Below are 16,192 nucleotides of genomic sequence, written 5' to 3'. Positions count from 1 at the left end.
TTCCAACAATAGCGGGTCAGCTGCATCCAGTCCAATAGCAATTACAGGGGTTTTCATGGTAATATTCTAGATTTTATATATAAGTAAAGCTAATCCATAAGAGCAGGTCTGGTTGACTAATCATCATCTTATGGAGCAGGTAATTGGTAATTATTAATTGGTAATTATTAATTTATCATTACCTAGTTTACGATTACCGATTAGTAATTCCCGATTCCCATCCAGGGATTATTTTGGTTGGGAAGTGATTAACCGGATTTGATATAATGTTTCATTTCTCACTAAGAATAATTTAAGTAGTTATTTCCTAAGGGCGTTAACTAATAAAAAATAGGTAACTAATCAAACAATAGGGTTTTAGTCTAGTTATAGTCTGGATTAATCCAGGAAATTAAATCATTAATTTATATTGTTTTATTTTCGGGAATAGCGATTAGTCATAAGTCATAGTTTTAAATCATCTCCGGGAAACCTTCGAGGTTTTTTGAGTCTCAGCTTTACGCTGTGCCAATCTTCTGACTGAGCCATAATCGAAGTATTCCTGTGACTGGTAAAAGTAACCAATCGATTCATCTTTTTGAATGACACCATTAGCCACCAAACCCAAAACCGTCTGACCGGAACTATCTAACATTTGTTTAGCCACATTAGCATTAGCAAAATCCAGCACACCTGGTCGAGCCACCAACAACATGCCATCAGTCATTGGACTTAAGCAAAGGGCATCAGCAGTCAGAAGTAAGGGTGGGGCATCAATAATCACAAAGTCATATTGGGTTGAACATTCCTCAATCAGGGAAGCCATTTGCTTTGAATCCAGGAGTGCCAAAGGATTAGGAGGCATTACCCCAGCAGTGAGAACATCAAGATTTTCCATGGCTTGACAGATGGCAAGCTCTAGAGGCACTTCACCAATCAGTACCTGGCTCAAACCGGCCACATTCATTACTTGCCAAATATAATGCTGACAGGGGTGACGCATATCGGAATCAATCAGCAAAACCCGACGCCCCAGTTGAGCCATAGCAGCGGCCAAGTTTGCTGATACGGTAGATTTGCCTTCCTTGGAAACGGAGCTAGTGACTACAATAACTTTAAGTGGGTGATCAGACCTGAGAAATTTCAGATTCGCTTGAATCATCCGGTAGACTTCACTCACCATGGAATGAGGCTGGTCTGTTACGGGCAATTCCCCTCCGAAAAATAGGTCATCCCGACGACGGGATAGCTTCTTGTGCTTGAAAACTGGAATCACCCCTAGCACAGGATATCTTAATAACTGCTTGACTTCTTTGAGAGTTTTGATAGAGCGGTCTCTCATTTCCAAGAGCAAAACAGCAGTCGTGGCCAGTGTGACCCCCAACATCACCCCTAGAGCCAACACCTTTATTTTCTTATCACCTAAGGGCTTTTTAGGGACTATTGCTGGCTCAATGATGCGAGCATTAGCGGTATCTTGGTTTTCTGCGACCTTTAATTCATTGAGATTTTTCAACAGGGTTTCATAGGTCAAGCGGGCAGCTTGGAGTCGTTGTTCGAGCTGCTGCTGAGTTTGCTCCAACCGAGGAAGAACATTGACCCGTTGTTCATAGGCAATTCTAGCCTTAGCAAGAGTTGCTAATCCTTCTGCTAAACTTCGACGTTTGACTTCTGATTCAATAAAATCGCTAATCAGTTTTTGTTTGAGCTGGTCAACTTCTAAAAGCCCTTGAGTAATTTGTATCTGAGTACCAGCCAGACTCTGTGAGCCTAGTATTTGATCAATCTGCTGTTGTAAATGACCTCTGAGGGAGCTTTGCTGCTTGGTCAGCCGAATCATGACCGGGTGATTTTTACCGTAACGATTGTTCCCAACCGCTAATTGCCGCTCAACCTCTTGCAGTTCTTGGAGTACGCCCTGTACTGAAGTAGACTGACTCAGGGCACTGATAGCAATTGCCTGCTGGGGATTAAGACCCACCTGGTTTCTCAAGCCAGCAGCTTGGGCATTGGCTTCTTCAAGTTGAGCTTGAACTGTGGTAATTTGGCTGTCTAAGTCAGCCATCACCGCTACCAAAGACCTGGATTCTTCTGTGAGGGATACAACCTGATTGCGTTCCTTAAATTGGCGTAGAGCAGCTTCTGCTTGCCTGACATTGGCTTCACTTTGAGGAAGTTGGTTAGTAATAAACTCACGGGCTTTTGCTGCTTCCGACTTTTTAGATAGGATCTGATTCTCTATATAAAGCCTCATTAATTGATTGATCACCGCCGCCCCTTTTTCTGAGTTCTTACCTTTGTAGGAAAGCCTAACCACATCGGTGCCACCCACAATTTTGACAGTGAGCTTTCTTTTGAGGGCTTCCGGTTCCCAAGGTAGACCTTCGTTATCAGTGAGGTTGAGTTGATCAATGATCTGTTGCAGAAGCGGGTGGGAGTAAATCACCTCAATTTCAGTACTCAGAGGGTTCTGGGCATCAACCAGAGGGCGTAACTGTTCAATTTCCTCCCCCAACCCAGTCAAGAAAGGGGTTCGGTCTATTTTAAACAGTAGTTTTCCTTCAGCTTCATAGGAAGGCTTGAGAAACAAGGTAGACCAGGCCGCTGAGATAACTGTAAATAGGAAAATAGCAACCGCTGGCAGCCAACGACGTTTCAATAGTAGTAAGTATTGGCTAATATCGATATCTATAGAACTTCTAGACTCCATAAGTTCTTAAGGGACTCCCCCTAGGTAGATTGCACAATAAAATAATTTTTGGTATTGGGGCCGATTAGCTACCAAACCTGCCATCCGTCAGATGCAACCTATATATGGAAATAACCAATTATATTGAAATAATAATACAAGTAAATCATATCAAAAGTCCCTGGACATTAAAGAGTTGGTAAAGATCTGCAAATTTTCCGTGCTTCTTGTGACCATAAGAAAGTTAAGGGGCTGACTGGGTGTAGGACAAACGGGGTTAGGGGGTAGGGTTTTTCGACCGATGGTTGTGTCAGTAAGACCAGCAATCCCTGGAGCTGTTTACTGTTCTATCTTCCGAGTTAACCCAAACCCGGTCACCCTACCCCCGCTGGCTCCATTTCTGGCTAAACTTTTACCAAATTGAACCATTCTGTTGGTCAGTGAGTCTAAATAACATCGGAAAACAAAGCGGTGAGGGAGAACCCACAGTTGTCAGTCAGATCAGCCCAGGCTTCCAAAGAAGATTCTGCTGCTGCAAAAACAACCAGCACAGACACAGAGTTGGTATTGCAGTGCCAACAGGGGAACCAGCAGAGTTTTCGCCAACTATACCGACGCTATCAGCAGCGGGTCAGGTCAACTATCTATCAGCTATGTGGTGCTTATGCTCTTGATGATTTAGTACAAGAGGTGTTCCTACGAGTTTGGAAAGGCTTACCAAAACTACGGCAACCTTCACAGTTCTCCACCTGGCTTTACCGCATCTGCTGGAATGTGGCATCGGATCAGCGGGGCAAGTTGCAACGGCAACGTGCCTTCAACCTTCAACTTCCAGAGGACACAGCTGATCTACCCCTAAAAAATGCCAAGTCTTCCTACACTCCCGATCTTATGCAGTTGCACTATCAGGACATTATTCAACAAGCAATGCAGCAACTGAGCTTGAACCATCGTGCTGTGCTGGTGCTACATGATTTAGAGGATGTGCCACAAAAGGAAGTTGCTAAAATTTTGGGCATAGCTATCGGAACGGTTAAGTCTCGTCTTTTCCACGCTCGAACTTCCCTACGGAAATATATCATCCAACAACAAGGAGAGATGCCATGACTCAGTTTCAACCTGATGACCAACAATGGCAAGCATTTCTGCGCCAACATCGACCTACTCCTCCACCAGCAGCATTTGACTTGGAGGAACGAGTAATCAATGCGATCGCTAAATCCCCACCGCCTAGTCGTAAACCAGAGCTTTGGTTACTTCCATCAGCCATCGCTGTTGGTTTACTGATGGCTTGGAGTGGTTACCACACCCACAACTTAACCACTCTAGAAGCTTTCTTAGAGAAAAATTGGCATGGAGTTGTGGGAGAGACATCGGTGAGCAATGTCATTCATACTCCACCAGCTGATTGGATGATATTAGCCAATACTGGACAATAAATGCGCATAGTAGGAACCATCACCTCAGGATCTCCTATAGAGGATAAGGTTTGACCTGTTAAAAGGTTGGCTCTAGCCAACGGCTATGGCAAGGTAAAAGTGGGTTGTCAACCTTCAACCTTGGCCTTTCGGCCACGCTACGCGAACAACCTTCAACCTTGGCCTTTCGGCCACGCTACGCGAACAACTTTCACCCTTGGCCTTTCGGCCACGCTACGCGAACAACCTTCACCCTTGGCCTTTCGGCCACGCTACGCGAACAACCTTCAACCTTGGCCTTTCGGCCACGCTACGCGAACAACCTTCAAGTTGAATTTTCAACCTTAAATATTTCTTACAAACTTTAAATTAAAGACATTTATAGGTAACTTCCATGCTGTTACGTCCAGGTTATGTTTTGTCAATTCTCTTGGTTACCCTGACTGGCTGCACTGCTGTAGCTAATACCAAGCCTATAACCTCTCAATTGATTCCCAGCCCTGAGGGTCAACAACACCCAAAATCGAGTAAGCATAGGTTAATGAGGCAACTCAAGCTCAACCAGGTGCAAAGGCAGCAGCTAAAAGCTATTAAGCTAGAGTATGAAGAATCCATTATAGATCTTCGCCAGGAAGTAAGTCAAGCGAAGCTGACATTAAGTGACTTGATGGTGGGTACAGCTGACAGAGAAACTATCCGCACTCAATACCAACAGGTTCAATTATTGAACCAGCAGCTAGGAAAGTTACACTTTGAGAGTATGTTGCAGATGCGAGAGGTGATGACTCCTGAACAACGCATCAAGTTTGCTCAATTCATGAGACAGCGCAGCAACCAAAATCCTTTATCGGATTAAGTAGAACCACAAAGGATAAGGATTTTGAGATTTATTTATCTACATGGTTTCGCATCTAGCCCTGAGTCAGCCAAGGCGGTGTATCTACAGCAGGCTTTTGCTGGCCTCAATGTCGCTCTAGTAGTTCCTGACCTTAATCAAGATGACTTTAACCATTTAACAATAAGTCGCCAGCTTAGTCAAGTGGGAGCATTACTGCCCTTAGATGGAACACCAGTCACTTTAATTGGTTCTAGTTTGGGTGCTTTTACCGCTGCACACTTAGCACAAAAACATCCACAAATCAAGAGACTGGTTCTACTAGCACCAGCATTTGGATTCCTTGGCCATTGGTTGCCGAAATTAGGAGCAGAACAGCTCAATCAGTGGCGCTCCGAGGGATATCTAGAGATTTACCATTACCGAGAAAAGAGATCGCTGCCCTTACACTACCAGTTTCTAGAAGATGCCCGTCATTATGAGGGTTTGGAGCTAGGGCGACAAGTACCTACGCTGATTCTACATGGGTGCTATGATGACGTGATTCCTATCATCGCGAGTCGTGATTATGCTAGTAAGCGCCCTTGGGTGCAATTGGTTGAATTGGAGAGCGAACATGGTTTGCGGGATGTGATGGAGTTAATTTGGGCAGCAGTTCGGGAATTTTGTAATATTTAGGCTTGAAGGTTAGTCGGTTGCTCCCCTTTGGCGTCCCTTGTCGGGTAGGTTAGTCGCTTCAGGGGTGAGCTACTCCAACCCAACTCCAACTCCACACCAACCCAACACCAACCAGCCAATTCCCCCTAAGCCTAATAACACCGGAGTCAACCAATTCCCCCAGCGCACATACAACGTCTGAGTCTGTCGTCGATAAATCGTATCTGCGTGCAACTCATAGGTATTAATCCCCGATAGCCATAGTGTTTTGCCATGGGGGTCTACAATACCGGAATAGCCGGTATTGGTTGCTCTAACTGTCCACCTATCTGTTTCAATGGAGCGCATTACATCTTGAGCATAGTGCTGGGCAGGCATAGTATTACTGTAATGGGCATTATTGGATGCAGTGATAATAAACTGCCCACCAGCGGCAGCTTGATAGCGGAAGTGGTCGGCAAAAGCTGACTCATAACAAATTCCTACCACTGCTTGACCAAAGGGCGTTTCTAATAATTGGTCAGGTTTACCTGGTGCTAAGTGAGCATCAAGAGGGGATAGTCGATCAATTAAACGTCCTAAGAATTCTTCAAAAGGAATATATTCTCCTAATGGCACTAATTTGACCTTATCGTAACGGCTGAAGGTCTCACCAGTACCGGTGACAGTAAACAAACTATTGGTAAGGCTACGCCCTCTTTGCCCATAGCCTCCTACCCAAACTAAAACCCCTTTATCTAATATTGCTGAGTAGAAGGAACTACGAGTGCGAACCTGTTCTTGCCAAAGAAAAGGTAAGGCAGTTTCAGGAGTTAGCACTGCGTCTACTTTTTGATCTGCCAATGTCTGATACCCAGTAGTGTAACCTTTTATAGCACGCCGCCATCCAGCAGAGTAAAGTTTGATTTCATTGGGGATATTTCCTTGAATAATACCGACGTTAATAGCAGAATCTTTTGATTGCTCAATTGGTTTGCTATACAGTAACCATCCGAGCAGATGTAAGCTGATTAATAAACCGATTGCTATACCCAAAAGGGTTGTTCGCGTTCGCGCAGCGTCGGCTTTGCCGAAAGCGTGGCCTTTTGGCCAAGGTTTGTAGGGGTTTAATGTTGAAGGTTGTTCGCGTTCGCGCAGCGTCGGCTTTGCCGAAAGCGTGGCCTTTTGGCCAAGGTTTGTAGGGGTTGAAGGTTGCAGGTTTGTAGGGGTTGAAGGTTCAAGGTTTGTAGGGGTTGAAGGTTCAAGGTTTGTAGGGGTTGAAGGTTCAAGGTTGTTGTGATCACTTTCAACGTTCAACCTGCCAACATTAAACCTGCCAACATTAAACCTGCCAACATTAAACCTGCCAACATTAAACCTGCCAACGTTAAACCTGCCAACCTTCAACCTGCTAACTTTCAACCTGCTAACTTTCAACTGATTAAGGTTAAACTGATTAAGGGTTAATCCGCTTTCAGCTATTAAACCATTGACGGCGACAATAGCTGCTGTAACTGTTATCGGACCGGATAATTGACCGAGGTGCAAAATTATCAGGTTATGGGGACTTTGGGTATAGGATAAGGAAGACCAGTACAGGGGACTCATACTCCGCAGGGTTTCTATGCCACACCACAAGCCTGTACCGATTAGAACCCGCAAGCAGGAGGTTAAAAGAAAATAGTTTTGAGTGGGGATAGGGAGATTTATATCAGGATTTATATCAGGATTTATATCACGTTGTTGTGTAGCTTTGGTGGATGGGAATTTACAGCGGTTTTCAGATGAATTGACCTCATTACCTTTAGCTGCAAGCCCCCTAAATCCCCCAATTCTGGGGGACTTTAACTCAAGAACCCCCCAAAGTTGGGGGGCTAGGGGGGCGAAACTTGCTGTAATTGATTGAGTTATAGAGATTGCTATAGCCCAGACAGCTACTAGGAGTGCTCCCCAGAGGGTAATGAATATCCAGCAGAATAATGCGATCGCAATACTAGCTAGCCATGGTACCCCCATCCAATCCATCGGGTGAATACCAGTAATCCAAGATAGAGCTAAACCGTGATAACCGATACCCCAGATCAGACCAGATAAAGCATTGCCACGAATACTCTGACCCCTGACGACTATGAACCATAGCGGCACTAGGGCAATCCACGCTAGGGGCCAAGCTTCTGTTGGTGATGGTGTCAGTCCCATCAGGATGCCACCGATTAACGCTAATAGAGCAGTTATCAATTTGGTGAGGTACAAATTTCTAGGTTTTAGGGAGTAGGTTTTAGGGATTAGGGAGTAGGGTTAAGAGTTTGTTTAGTTGTGATTACGGGCGCTGGTATGGATGGGAGTCTTTAAAAAGACTGTGTACCTCATGATTATGAAAATTGCTATATATTCAAAAAGTCTCAAGTTGGCGGACCACCTGCTACACGATACAACGTTGTGTAGTAATGCACTAGACCACTACCCACTGCTATAGCGTAGAGCAAAGTTACTAAAACAGCCACCCGACGTTGCCAACGCCAAACTTGCATCAAGCCTGCTGCTAGAAGAATTAAGAAATAGGGGGATACAATTAGTAGATAGCGAGCTTTCCATATGGAACTGGAAACATAGGATATCAATAAGATAGATCCGGCAGGTAATAATGCCCACACTTTAATCCACCAGAGTTTTGTTGAGGGGTGCCTGCTCAATAGAGCTATAGCAAGCAAGCCGATTGCCATGGCTGTATATGCCATGTAATAGAGCAAAGGTACAATATTTGAGGTTAATACATGCTCCACAAGCCAGTCCATGATAGACTGCTGATTGAGCTGTTTCATCAGGTCGTTGGCACTGATGCCTGACCCTAGTAAGTGTCTCAATGGCCAGAAAACTGTCAAGTGGGTGACTTCAGAGACAATTAAGATCATGTTGGGTTTTGGGTACTGTGTCACCCAACCTTTGAGGAATTTAGTGGAAGAATCATTAACTGCTGATACTAAAGGAAGCCAACAACTCCCAATCAGCAGCAGCCTAATCCCAAAGGCAAATAATCGGCGCTTTTGATTACGGAACTGCCATCCAATTAATACCAGATCTGGCAGAAACAAGGTCACACTAACCGGAGTAGTCACAAGGGCTAGAAACCTGCCCACAGCCCACCAGTTGATGGCAGCAAACCTAGGATTTTCAAGGGCATGAGCTAGAGCCAAGGTACCCCCCAAACTTAAGAAGGGGATTAGGGTGTACATCCTTACCTCTTGGGCATGGTTGATAAACAGAGGTGAGAGGGTTAGTAACAGGGCGGCAATCAAGCCAACTGGCTTTCCAGCTAAGCGACGACCCAACAGGTAGATTAGGAAGACACTGCCTAGTCCAAAAATCACAGATAGCCCACGCAACCAAACGGTGCTAGTGCTAAACTTCATCCAAATGTACAGGATCATGAAATAAAAGGGACGTGTCAGATTCTTCGGAGGCAGTGATATCCCACTCTGGGTTTTGTTAATGCTAAATAGTTCATCGTACCATAAGCTTTCTGTGCCGAGTTGATATAGGTACAACCCAGTAGCGACTAGTAAAATTAGGCCGATCGGCATCCACTTCTCGAGCCAATTTGCTCTTATTCCAAGTGCTGGTGTATTCAGTTTCATAGTGATGCAAAGTTAATTCAAATTAGTTAACTCAAATTAGGGATTGCAATCGCAATCCTAGTACTCTGTCAATTTAGTTTTGAAAATTAGGATAAGGTGTTAGGTGTTAGGTTTTCGTATTTAATCCCTAGGGCTATCAGCTCTAATGCTTAATAGTAATTAAATGTAATAGTAGAGGATTTTCCAGTTTCTAAGACCAAAACCGAAAATCTTTATCAGATATTTATTTAGATATAAAATCTTTATCAAATATTTATTTTTGCTGAGTGATCAACGGCGTAATTGTTCTCTTGCCTGCTGACGCAGATTCCTTGCATTGGGGTGATTCGGTTGGATTTGAAGTGCGTTTTCCATGGCATTGATTGCTTCCTTGTATTGACCTTTGGCCCAATAGGCTGCCCCTAGATTACTCCAAGCATCAGCAGAATTAGGATTGAGTTGAAGTGCCCGCTCATAAGCTTTTATGGCCTCACTGTAGCGCTTGAGTTTATGGAGGGCTACTCCTCGGTTAATCCAGGCGTCAGCAAAATCGGGCTTGATTGCGATCGCTTTCTCGTATAGTTCTAGGGCTGCTAGAGTGTTTTGGGATTCCAGAGCTGCACCTTTACTCCACAATGCTTCTGGGTAGTCAGGTTTAAGGGCAAGGGCTTGATCGCAGGCAGCCAGTCCTTCTGGAGTACGCCCTAAGGAATTGAGGCTATAGCAACGACCCCAATGAGCTTCTGCTAAATTTGAGTCCCTTGCGATCGCTTTTTCATAAGTCATCAGTGCTTGCTGGTACTTTCCTGCTTGCCGCAAGCTCTCCCCTTGGCTGTTTAATTCTATTGCAGTTGGTTGTGTTTCCGTTGGTTGTGTTTCCGGGTCGGATGGCGATTTTGCAGCTGATTCGGTATCCGAGCCGGGAATAGTTTTTTGGACTGAGCTGGTAGTAGTGCTTTCAGGGGTGTTGCTAACTACCGCTGGGGTTGCAGGTTTTGACTCAGAGGTGGTAGTCGAGGTTTCCGCAACGGTATCGCTAATGTTGTCAGTAATATTGTCAGTTTGAGTGACAAGTTTCGGAACTAGAAAAGTCTTAGTACCGATCACAGAAATACTGATACCCATCCCTGCTAAGACAGTAATCATCAACCAAGGCTTAGTTAACCATCTTCGGATGATCTCTGATCTGGCCTGGGTTTGTGCTGATGTTGCTGAAACAGAAACAGTCTCTTCCGGAACTGTAGCAGACATAGCTATTGTTGGTGCAGCAGTTAGCCTCTGAACTGCTGCCAACGCTTCTACTGCGGTCGGGTAGCGGTCACGGAAATCATAGCGCACCATACAGTCAAGGATATCCGCTAATTCTGAGTTAACTTGGATGTTAACTTGGACGCGATCGCGCCAGTTGATTTCCCCTGTTTCGGAGTTTTCTTTCAGGAACTTGGGATGAATTCCGGTTAATGCCTGGATACCTACCATACCCACCGCATAGATATCGCTGCTAAAACGAGGATTGCCACCAAACTGTTCTTTGGGGGTGTAGCCATGACTGCCAATAGCAATGGTTTTGGTTTGCCCCGTTTCAGGATCGATAATCTGGGTGCTAGCTTGCTTAACTGCCCCAAAATCAATCATGACTATTCTATTATCCTTGCGGCGGCGGATCAGGTTTGGGGGTTTGATATCACGATGGATCACACGTTGCTCATGGACAAATACTAGGACTTGTAGAATGTCTTGCAACAGAGCAATCACTCGATTTGATTCCCAAGGCTGACGGATTTCTTGGTTGAGGGGTTCTCCATCAATAAATTCTTGGGCCAGATAAAACTCCTGATTTTCCTCAAAATGTGCCAGCAACTGGGGGATCTGATCGTGGTTACCCAGCTGGTAGAGGACTTGGGCTTCTCGCTCAAATAGGCGTTTGGCAATTTCCAAACACTGAGGATCCGTCACCTGGGGTTTGAGCTGTTTGATCACACATTGGGGAGTTCCTGGCAAGTGCAAATCCCGTGCCAGAAACGTTTGACCAAACCCACCTGCTCCCAGCTTGCTGATGATTTTGTAGCGACCGCCTAAGGGGTTTGCAGAATTTATCAGTTGATTGTTCATGTGTTTAGCTTTGATTCTACTCGCTATCCCAGACGTCGCTACAGGTTTACAGGGTTCTATAAGCCTAAGTTTAGTTTATTTATCAATTTTAACCGTATACACCCAGTCTTTATATTTCGGTTCCCGATTTTCGGTAATTGCTGCTAGCATCTCCTTGAGCTTTTCGGTTATTGGTCTGTTTGGAGATAAGTGATAGTTTTCGATTCGTTTAACTGGGGTGATCTTTGCCGCTGTCCCACTCAGAAATACTTCATCGGCAATAAATAGTTCTGATTTATCCACTGGTCGTTGTATAGTTGGCAAGCCCATGTCTTTAGCAAGGGTCAGAATACTATCCCGAGTAATTCCTTCTAGGATATCCTGATCGAATCCAGGGGTAATCAGCTGGCCATTTCTGACCACAAAGATATTCATCCCAGAAGCTTCCGATACTTTCCCCTCAGAATTCATCATAATGGCTTCATCAAAGCGAGACTCTACTGCTTCGCTTTTCGCCAAGGAAGACGTAATATAAGCTCCACTAATTTTACCTCTCAAGGGTAAACTTTGGTCTTGTTGTCGATACCATGAACTAATCCGACAGCTAACTCCCTCAGGAGATAAATAATCTCCTAATTCTAATCCATAAACAAAAAAGTCTTTTTCAATATTATGGAGTCGCGGGGAAATTCCTAAATCTGACGTGTAGACAAAAGGGCGGATATAAAACGACTTAGTTGGTTTATTTTGTTTGATAAACTCAACGATAATAGTCTCGATTTTATCAGGAGGTAAATTGTAGTGTAATAACCGAGCACTATTACTTAGGCGTTGGCAATGGCGGTCTAACCGAAACAGTAAACATTGCTGTGGGTTTTTTGGGTCAGGGATACAGCGTAATCCGCCAAAAGCTCCCGTGCCGTAGTGCAAGGCATGGGTAGCAATGGAGATTTTGGCGTCAGTGAAAGGGACAAACTTGTTCTGAAAGTAAGCAATGGGCAAAAAATCAGGCATAGTTAAAATCAGTGCTTTAAGATTAATTTACCTCAGTTTAACGAGTGGCTGACAGCATGCTCTCCATGGCATTTAGCCTTGTTGTCACTCCCTCAGGGGGAACTGGCTCCTCCCCACGACCTACCCAAAACCCTACACCGGACACCTTATCTATTTTTCACCCTTTTTGTCATCCCCTTAGCATCGGTGGGTATAGTTGAAAAACAACGCTTAATGTGCTAATCAAAACTCAGCACTCAAAACTGACCCTCTCAGCACTGATCCACTATGTTCTAGTTAGCAGGAGTGAAATCTTGGCTGAACCTATTTATGTTCAATTGACCTGGGAAGACCCAGAAACCGGCGAGTTAAAGAAACCTGTTCTGAGACCGCCCATTGCTGTTGGTCGAGAAAATGACCATTTGCCAGCACACTTAGCAGGTCAATCTGTGTCTCATCTGGTACTTCTTGACAAGGAGATTTCCCGGTATCACGCCCTGATCACAGTGGCTAATACCCAACTCTATGTTACTGACAGCAGCGCCAACGGCACGTTTATTAACGGGCGGAAGATTCGCTCTGGTATTCAACCTTTTTCAAGCAAGGATACCCTGCGGATTGGTCCGTACAAGATTACAGCGACCTTGAAACGGGAAAATGACCTGAACGCCACTGCACAGAACTTTGACCAGACTAGTCTATTAGGAGAGAAAAGTGTCACTAACTCTCTGCCCAATAATAAACCTGTGGTTTGGTTGATTGGCTTAGTGGTACTGTTAATAATGGGAGTCGGCACCTGGGCCGTGGTCAGCGGTCTGCTGGAGGGGTTAAAACCGGGAACGCCAGACCAGGAAAACGATTCCTCCACACATTTAGAACGGGTAGTCTAGCACAGCTAGTTAGCTAAACCTTAACCATGAGATTCTAATGTTATCGAAAATAGAACCTAAATGGAACGTCACCTATGGAATCTCTTCTGAATGTTCGATTTTCCATTAACCCTTTCCCAAGGGTTAGGTTTCAGCGTTCCTTGGGATTGGTTTTGCTAGGTGTACTTACCCTACTGCTCACCCTATTACCAGCCTCTACCTTAGCACAGGAATCTTTTGCAAATGGCACTAAGAAAGCTCCTGTGGTAGTGGATGGTATTGAATTATTTCAAGTCGGCAACGCTGGCAACTTTAGCGCTACTGAGCGAGCCGAGCTGATCAATCAGCGCTTAGCAAGGGAGGTGAAATCCCTACAAAAACCTGAATATGTGGACATTGAATATGTCGGGCAAAACGAGGGGATTCTTCGTACCAAGTTTACCGAGCGGATTCTGGTCACGATTACCAAGGCCGATCAAATTCCTGATACTGATCCTCTTGAGCAAGCCGAAAAATGGGAGAAGCTGATTGAAAAGGCGATCCGGCAGGGCAAACGACAGCGGATGCCAGATTATAGTCGTCAGGCAGTAAGGTTTACAAGCATAGTGCTGGTGTTGTTAATCCTGTTGTACTTGCTGTTACGGGTCTTCAGGCAATTTGCCTTGCGGAAACTGACCTCCTGGCTAGGGAATCCGGCTTCGCCTTTTTTCCCTTGGCACGACCCAGCTAAATTATTTCTCGGGGCAGCCCTGTTAGGGTTACAGCTTATCCTGTGGACTACAGTTATCTTAACCATTAGTGACCTATTTCCCCAAGTTCGCAGTTGGCGTTATGAACTGTTAAACTTCCTCAAGTCTCCTGTAATTGGTTCCGGAGAAAGCAAGTATTCTGCGATCCAAGTGCTGCTGTTGGTGGTATTAACCGTTGTGCTATGGTTTGGGGTTAGTGCCCTCACCAGGCTATTGAGGCGTTACATCTTGGGGAAAACTGGCGCTGATTCAGGGGTGCAAGAGGTGATTGCTACCCTGATCCAGTATGTCCTGACGTTTTTGGGCATGATTATCATACTCCAAAGTTCTGGGTTGGATTTAAGTTCCCTAACCATTTTTGCTAGTGTCTTAGGGGTGGGAATTGGCTTTGGTGTGCAAAATATTGCTAACAACTTTATCAGTGGCTTAATTATCACCCTAGAGCGACCGATTCAACTGGGGGATTTTATTAAGGTCAACGATTTGGTGGGAACTGTGCAGCGAATGGGTTCCCGCAGTACAGAGATTTGCACCTTGGATAAAGTGACAATAATTGTGCCCAATGCCCGCTTTTTAGAAACTGAGGTGATTAACTGGAGTCACGGTAACCCGATTTCCCGGCTCAAGATTCCTGTAGGAGTGGCTTACGGATCTGATGTGGAGCAGGTCAAGAAGGCACTGTTGGCAGCTGCGAAGAGTCACCCGGAAGTGTTACTAAGGCCCTATCCCCAAGTTTGGTTTCAGGAATTTGGTGAGAGTGCCCTCAAGTTTGAGCTGTTGGTCTGGACTGGAGACCCCAAGCGGCAGCCTAAAATCAAGAGTGACCTCAACTACCGGATTGAGAAAAGTCTGCGTCGCTATGATATCCATATACCATTTCCTCAACGAGACCTCCATGTGCGATCGCCTCAGTTAGAGAAATTGCTGACCGCTTGGCTAGGGGAACGTCAGCCAAAACCGCCCGAAAACCAACTCTATATTCCCAATGGGTATCAGTCTCAGCAGCTACCCCAGGATTCCTTAGTTTCAGGTTTCCTAGAGCCTATGGATGAGATAGATCAAGACTCTTACCCTACGGCTCCTTTCCAAGAGGATATGATAACACTAGACATTGAAACCTTGGTCGAAGAAATGCGTCAACCAGAAGCGTTGGATATTAAAGACCGTCGCTATCGTCTCAATAGCTATGGATGCTGTTTTGTTGGCTCAGAAGCGGTAGATTGGTTGGTAAAACGGTGTAATTCTACTCGGGAAGACGCAGTTGCTATTGGACAGATACTGATTAATCGAGGTATTATTCATCATGTCGCAGATGATCATCCTTTCCGAGATGATTATTTGTTTTACCGTTTTTATTTAGATGAGAATTAAGTTAAGCTATCAGCTTTCAGTTATCAGGTATCAGCTTAAGCGCTACGCGCACGCTACGCGAACAGCTATTAGCTAAGAGCTATTAGCTATCAGGTATCAGCTATCAGCTTATGCAGGCTAGATCACAGGCTAGAAGCCTGTGCCACGCAAACTACAGTAACAGGCAAAGGCCAAAGGCTGAGCACTGACCGCTGACCACTGACCACTGACCACTGACCGCTGACCACTGACCGCTGAATACTTAGATTAATTTCAATAACAGAATAAAGAATCGCGAGTCTTAACACCAGTTATAGTATTCTTACCAGAAGCTTTTTTGCATAGCTTCCGGTCTTGGTTATAATCCAAAATTGCAAACGTGAAGTCAGCGCCAGTAATATCTGCACCCTTAAATTTAGATTTCGACATAAATGCATCTTCAAACACTGCATCGGTTAAGTCTGCTTTCTTGAAGGTAGATCCATTAATGAATGCATAGGTAAAATCGGCTCCATGTAGGTTAGCATTCGTGAAATTAACTTTGGTAATATCCGCACCTATAAACTTAGCGTTGCTCAAGTTAGCTGACTGTAAATTGACATTGCTAAAAACCTTGTAACTAAAGTTTTTACCGGAGAAATCCTTACCGCTTAGATCCTTGTTTTCAAAGTCAGCGTTAATGGTGGCAGCGCTTTGGGCTTGGGCTGGCAGAGGCAAGACTAATATAGTTAGTGCTAGTAGAAAGGCTGCCAGGTGTAGAAAGTACTTACCGTACTTCATGAATTGCTCTAATCCTCCTTTTGATTAAAATTTGCTGACAAGGGTAACTATAGCACTTATCATAGTCATGAGGTACAAAATTCTCGGCTTTAGGGAGCAGGGAGCAGGGAGCAGGAAGCAGGTAAGATGGAAGAGGGAATAGGTAAAAAATTCTGTGTACCTTATAGCTATAAGAAACGCTATATAGGA

General features: G+C 44.8%; 15 protein-coding genes. 7 read left to right on the top strand and 8 right to left on the bottom strand.

What is annotated here, in order from left to right; genetic code table 11:
• Nucleotides 1-457: 457 nt before the first annotated feature.
• Nucleotides 458-2,689, bottom strand: a complete 2,232-nt coding sequence (locus F6J94_RS16345) for a polysaccharide biosynthesis tyrosine autokinase (protein ID WP_293042093.1) — start codon at nucleotides 2,687-2,689, stop codon at nucleotides 458-460.
• Between the two features lie 450 nt (nucleotides 2,690-3,139).
• Here F6J94_RS16345 and F6J94_RS16340 point away from each other — a divergent pair, with 450 nt between their 5' ends.
• The 5 genes from F6J94_RS16340 to F6J94_RS16320 all read left to right on the top strand — a co-directional run bounded on the left by F6J94_RS16340 (nucleotide 3,140) and on the right by F6J94_RS16320 (nucleotide 5,599).
• A complete protein-coding gene (locus tag F6J94_RS16340; protein ID WP_293042088.1) occupies nucleotides 3,140-3,775 on the top strand; it encodes a sigma-70 family RNA polymerase sigma factor in 636 nt (211 codons plus the stop codon).
• Entirely contained in the window at nucleotides 3,772-4,107 is a 336-nt protein-coding gene (locus F6J94_RS16335; protein WP_293042085.1) for a hypothetical protein, read from the top strand. Before F6J94_RS16340 ends, F6J94_RS16335 begins: the two co-directional genes overlap by 4 nt.
• 66 nt (nucleotides 4,108-4,173) lie before the next feature.
• Nucleotides 4,174-4,434, top strand: a complete 261-nt coding sequence (locus F6J94_RS16330; protein ID WP_293042080.1) for a hypothetical protein — start codon at nucleotides 4,174-4,176, stop codon at nucleotides 4,432-4,434.
• Nucleotides 4,435-4,480: 46 nt separating this feature from the next.
• Complete coding sequence (locus F6J94_RS16325) at nucleotides 4,481-4,942, top strand: periplasmic heavy metal sensor (protein ID WP_293042077.1); 462 nt, start codon at nucleotides 4,481-4,483, stop codon at nucleotides 4,940-4,942.
• Nucleotides 4,943-4,966: 24 nt separating this feature from the next.
• A complete protein-coding gene (locus F6J94_RS16320) occupies nucleotides 4,967-5,599 on the top strand; it encodes a YqiA/YcfP family alpha/beta fold hydrolase (RefSeq protein WP_293042072.1) in 633 nt (210 codons plus the stop codon).
• A 69-nt stretch (nucleotides 5,600-5,668) separates the two neighbouring features.
• Here F6J94_RS16320 and lnt read toward each other — a convergent pair whose 3' ends face one another.
• The 4 genes from lnt to F6J94_RS16300 form a co-directional block, all read right to left on the bottom strand.
• Nucleotides 5,669-7,756 (bottom strand): apolipoprotein N-acyltransferase, encoded by a 2,088-nt coding sequence (gene lnt / locus F6J94_RS16315; RefSeq protein WP_293042098.1) that lies wholly within the window; start codon nucleotides 7,754-7,756, stop codon nucleotides 5,669-5,671.
• Nucleotides 7,757-7,959: 203 nt separating this feature from the next.
• Nucleotides 7,960-9,138 (bottom strand): glycosyltransferase family 39 protein, encoded by a 1,179-nt coding sequence (locus tag F6J94_RS16310; protein WP_293042069.1) that lies wholly within the window; start codon nucleotides 9,136-9,138, stop codon nucleotides 7,960-7,962.
• Nucleotides 9,139-9,462: 324 nt separating this feature from the next.
• Nucleotides 9,463-11,283, bottom strand: coding sequence for a tetratricopeptide repeat protein (locus F6J94_RS16305; protein WP_293042065.1), 1,821 nt, complete (start codon nucleotides 11,281-11,283; stop codon nucleotides 9,463-9,465).
• Between the two features lie 75 nt (nucleotides 11,284-11,358).
• Nucleotides 11,359-12,276, bottom strand: a complete 918-nt coding sequence (locus F6J94_RS16300) for a branched-chain amino acid transaminase (protein WP_293026509.1) — start codon at nucleotides 12,274-12,276, stop codon at nucleotides 11,359-11,361.
• 293 nt (nucleotides 12,277-12,569) lie between these two features.
• Between F6J94_RS16300 and F6J94_RS16295 the strand changes: the two genes are divergently transcribed.
• Nucleotides 12,570-13,145 carry an FHA domain-containing protein gene (locus tag F6J94_RS16295; RefSeq protein ID WP_293026511.1) on the top strand — a complete coding sequence of 192 codons (576 nt, stop codon included), beginning with the start codon at nucleotides 12,570-12,572 and terminating at the stop codon, nucleotides 13,143-13,145.
• Nucleotides 13,146-13,219: 74 nt separating this feature from the next.
• Nucleotides 13,220-15,244: a mechanosensitive ion channel domain-containing protein gene (locus F6J94_RS16290; RefSeq protein ID WP_293042061.1), complete on the top strand. Its 2,025-nt coding sequence runs from the start codon at nucleotides 13,220-13,222 to the stop codon at nucleotides 15,242-15,244.
• A gap of 122 nt (nucleotides 15,245-15,366) precedes the next feature.
• On the opposite strand, the gene F6J94_RS16285 is transcribed toward F6J94_RS16290, so the two are convergent.
• From F6J94_RS16285 to F6J94_RS16275, 3 genes are all read right to left on the bottom strand, one after another.
• Entirely contained in the window at nucleotides 15,367-15,531 is a 165-nt protein-coding gene (locus tag F6J94_RS16285; RefSeq protein WP_293042058.1) for a hypothetical protein, read from the bottom strand.
• A complete protein-coding gene (locus F6J94_RS16280; protein WP_293042055.1) occupies nucleotides 15,497-16,003 on the bottom strand; it encodes a pentapeptide repeat-containing protein in 507 nt (168 codons plus the stop codon). Before F6J94_RS16280 ends, F6J94_RS16285 begins: the two co-directional genes overlap by 35 nt.
• The coding region (locus F6J94_RS16275) for a hypothetical protein (RefSeq protein WP_293042052.1) at nucleotides 15,990-16,192 on the bottom strand (203 nt) is incomplete at its 5' end. The genes F6J94_RS16275 and F6J94_RS16280, both read right to left, overlap by 14 nt.

This window comes from Moorena sp. SIO1F2 (genome assembly GCF_010672755.1).
In the GTDB taxonomy this organism is placed as follows: Bacteria; Cyanobacteriota; Cyanobacteriia; order Cyanobacteriales; family Coleofasciculaceae; genus Moorena.
Note: the sequence above shows the minus strand (reverse complement) of the source record. Positions and strands in the feature narration are given on the sequence as shown.

Coding starts and splice junctions, on each gene's coding strand:
- F6J94_RS16335 (WP_293042085.1), top strand. CDS start 3,772: ATGACTCAGTTTCAACCTGATGACCAACAATGGCAAGCATTTCTGCGC.
- F6J94_RS16290 (WP_293042061.1), top strand. CDS start 13,220: ATGGAATCTCTTCTGAATGTTCGATTTTCCATTAACCCTTTCCCAAGG.
- F6J94_RS16325 (WP_293042077.1), top strand. CDS start 4,481: ATGCTGTTACGTCCAGGTTATGTTTTGTCAATTCTCTTGGTTACCCTG.
- lnt (WP_293042098.1), bottom strand. CDS start 7,756: ATGGGACTGACACCATCACCAACAGAAGCTTGGCCCCTAGCGTGGATT.
- F6J94_RS16345 (WP_293042093.1), bottom strand. CDS start 2,689: ATGGAGTCTAGAAGTTCTATAGATATCGATATTAGCCAATACTTACTA.
- F6J94_RS16305 (WP_293042065.1), bottom strand. CDS start 11,283: ATGAACAATCAACTGATAAATTCTGCAAACCCCTTAGGCGGTCGCTAC.
- F6J94_RS16310 (WP_293042069.1), bottom strand. CDS start 9,138: ATGCCGATCGGCCTAATTTTACTAGTCGCTACTGGGTTGTACCTATAT.
- F6J94_RS16300 (WP_293026509.1), bottom strand. CDS start 12,276: ATGCCTGATTTTTTGCCCATTGCTTACTTTCAGAACAAGTTTGTCCCT.
- F6J94_RS16280 (WP_293042055.1), bottom strand. CDS start 16,003: ATGAAGTACGGTAAGTACTTTCTACACCTGGCAGCCTTTCTACTAGCA.